Origin of the sequence: Sandarakinorhabdus sp. (assembly GCF_040398645.1) — a bacterium.
GTDB lineage: Bacteria > Pseudomonadota > Alphaproteobacteria > Sphingomonadales > Sphingomonadaceae > Sandarakinorhabdus.
This window is the reverse complement of sequence record NZ_JBBATR010000046.1, coordinates 1-3,147: the sequence shown is the minus strand read 5'-3', so window position 1 is coordinate 3,147 and position 3,147 is coordinate 1. Positions and strand designations below refer to the sequence as shown.

Genomic DNA, 3,147 nt, shown 5'->3' with positions numbered 1-3,147 from the left:
TTGAAATCCTGATAGAACGGCACAGCGGTGCGGCCGTCCGGCGACAACTGGCCGTTGCCAAGGTTGGATACCAACGGATTGGTGCTCGGCTGACCGGTCACCGGGTCGATGGGCCGCACGTTGCGGATGCGCGACGGCACAGCCGTTGGAGAACCGCCGCCAGCATTGCCAGTGACGCTGTCGATACCAAGGCGCGACACATCGCGGTCACCCTGGGTGACCGGATCAGCCTTCTGGTAACCAAGCGAGATCACCGCGTTGCCGCGGCCATCAGCAAAATTGCCGCCGATGGTGAGATCGGTGCGGATGCGGAAGCCGTCGCCGCGCTCGTTGAGGCCGCTGGAGGCTTCGAGGTTGACGCCGGTGAAATCCTTCTTGGTGACGAAGTTCACAACGCCGGTGATGGCATCGGCACCGTAGGTGGTCACGGCAGCGCCAGTCAACGCATCGACACGCTCCACAAGCGCGAGCGGGATGTTGTTAAGATCGACGACGCCGCCCAGACCGGCAGGCGCGATCCGTTGACCATCGAGCAGCACGAGGTTGCGGTTGGTGCCGAGGCCGCGCAAATCGACGAAGCTGGCGCCGCCGTTGCCGTTGTTCACCGAAGAACCGACGTTCGGGACGATGCCCGGGATTTCACGCAGCACTTCTTCGGCCACGTTGCTGCCGCGCAACTGGATCGATTCGGCGGTTGTCACCACGACAGGCGAGGCGGACACGAGGTTCGGGTTGCGAATGAGGCTGCCCGTCACCACGATGGTAGCTTCTTCGTCAGCGGCTGGCTCGGCAGCGGCGGTGGCCGTCTGTGCAAAGCTGGGCACGGACATCAGAGCGAAAACCAGCGTTGCGGCGCTGGAGGTCAGCGCAAGCCGACGCTGCGAAGTCTTGGATTGGATCACGGTATAGTCCTCCTGAAAACAAACACATTCGATGCCGTTTGCGGTAATCGGCCTTAATTCGTCCCAGCGGAGCAGCCAACCACCCCGGCGGCGGACCTTGGTGCGCACGCAAGTGCAACGCCAGAGCCCGTGTATTGCTCTTTTGTGAAACAGTGTGCGCTATGTAAAGTGCACATAGCTGCCATGCACCGTTTCCATACCGATGTGTGGCCAACGCGCCACAGATGACCAGCGGCGCCCGCTGTCGTTGCGCCTGGCCGCCAGCGCAGCTCAGGCTGCTGAAAAGCTGGCAACACCGCGCCCGTGCGCATCAAGCTCGGTGAGCCAGCGCGCAATCAGCGGCCGCTCTGCCGGGGCGATATGGGGATTCCAGCAATCGAGGATCAGCACGGCCCGCAATTGATCTGTTGGGTTATGCGCCTCATGCTCGATGGTGTCGTCAAAGGCGAAGGCCTGCCCTTCGGTCCAGGGCCGGGTTTCGTTGCCAACCCGAAACCAGCAGCCTTCCGGCACGATCAACGGCAGGTGGACGATGGTGCGAACATTGGTGGCGCCGGTGTGGGGCGGGATGACCGTGCGCGGCTTGAGCAGCGAGAAAAACGCCGTAGGACCGCGGCCGGGCACATCGAACAGCGGCAGGCGATCAAGCAAAGCGGCCGTGTTGGGGCAAAGCGCGCGCATGGCGGCTTCGCGGCTGCCGTGCTGCCGGAAGAACCGGGCCGACCATGCGTCGCTGTTGTTCAGCTCTTGCCACTGGTTTACCGGCACGCCCTTTGCATATTGCACATAAGGCACAAAGCCATCGCCGCCCGCCGCCAACACTGCTTGCAGCTCTGCCCGGATGAGCGGCGTTGCCGCCTCAAGCTCCGCGAACCATGGGAACAGCGCTCGATCGAAAAACTGGATCGCTGGCAGATAGGGGTAGTGCAGCGCCAGCGGCTGGTGAACATAGATACGGCGGCGGCCCAGCTGCGCATCGATGGCATGTTGCACACGCGCTTTTACGTCGGGCGCGGCGCTTGCCAGCTCCTGCGCAAGCGCCGTGTCCAAATGAGCCGCCAGGGCAGAATTGGCGCTGTGCAGCAATTGACGGGCATGATCGAGGCCGGCAGCAAAACCGGGGCCGACCGGCTCGTTGGGATCGACCGCTGCAAGCAGCCGCTGATAGTCCACCAGGGCTTGGCGTGTCTGCCCGAGGGCTTCGTGCAGTTTGCCGCGAGCGAGCAGCGCATGGGCCATATAGGGATCAAGGGTCAGCGCCGTCTCAAGCGCTGCCAATTGCGCCTGTTCGTCAACGAGAAGCGCGTGGGCATTGGCCAAATTATACCAGAGCACAGCGGCCGATGGATCAATCGCAGTTGCTTGCGCAAACGCTCGCACCGCCGTTGCGCCGTCGCGGCGCGACAACGCGGCCATCCCAAGACTGTTCAGTTGGACGGGATCAGCAGCCATGGCAATTATGTCCCGTAAGAAAAACAAAAAAACCCGCGTGGATACGCGGGTTAATGTGCCGGGCAAGGAAATCAAGGGCAGTTAGCAATAGATTTGGTTGCGGGGGCAGGATTTGAACCTGCGGCCTTCAGGTTATGAGCCTGACGAGCTACCGGGCTGCTCCACCCCGCGACAAGCTTGGGCCAAAAACGCAATCGGGCGCCCGAATGGGACGCCACATCACGCGATTGGTACATTGGAATGGGTTTTTCCCGCTGATTGCCGGCTGCAAGGCCTGGCGGCGTCCTACTCTTCCATCGCTTGAGCGAAAGTACCATTGGCGCTGCCTGGTTTCACGGCCGAGTTCGAGATGGGATCGGGTGGGTCACAGGCGCTATGACCACCAAGCCATGAAGCCGGCAAACAGGAGGGTATGAACGATGCAAACAGTGATGTCGTTGATGGTGGGATCTTCAGGCGTGACCAGAGTAATTAGGACCGGTTAGCTGAATGCATTACTGCACTTACACACCCGGCCTATCAACGTGGTGGTCTTCCACGACTCGATGAGATCTTATCTTGAGGGAGGCTTCCCGCTTAGATGCTTTCAGCGGTTATCCCGTCCATACATAGCTACCCTGCTGCGCCACTGGCGTGACGACAGGTGCACCAGAGGTATGTTCATCCCGGTCCTCTCGTACTAGGGACAACTCCTCTCAAATCTCGACGCCCACGGCAGATAGGGACCAAACTGTCTCACGACGTTCTGAACCCAGCTCACGTACCACTTTAATTGGCGAACAGCCAAACCCTT

The 3,147-nt window shown here is 61.1% G+C and carries 2 protein-coding genes, 1 tRNA gene and 2 rRNA genes; all 5 read right to left on the bottom strand.

The features are described from left to right. Positions 1-830, bottom strand: an 830-nt coding sequence (locus ABWP50_RS10210; RefSeq protein WP_353217900.1) for a TonB-dependent receptor plug domain-containing protein, incomplete at its 3' end; no start/stop codon positions are given. Between the two features lie 342 nt (positions 831-1,172). Further along, positions 1,173-2,318, bottom strand: a complete 1,146-nt coding sequence (locus ABWP50_RS10205) for an aspartyl/asparaginyl beta-hydroxylase domain-containing protein (protein ID WP_353217887.1) — start codon at positions 2,316-2,318, stop codon at positions 1,173-1,175. Positions 2,319-2,448: 130 nt separating this feature from the next. Then, positions 2,449-2,525, bottom strand: a tRNA-Met gene (locus ABWP50_RS10200). 101 nt (positions 2,526-2,626) lie between these two features. Beyond that, positions 2,627-2,741: ribosomal RNA gene (gene rrf, locus ABWP50_RS10195) — 5S ribosomal RNA — on the bottom strand. A gap of 65 nt (positions 2,742-2,806) precedes the next feature. Then, a 23S ribosomal RNA gene (locus ABWP50_RS10190) occupies positions 2,807-3,147 on the bottom strand; the annotation flags it as partial.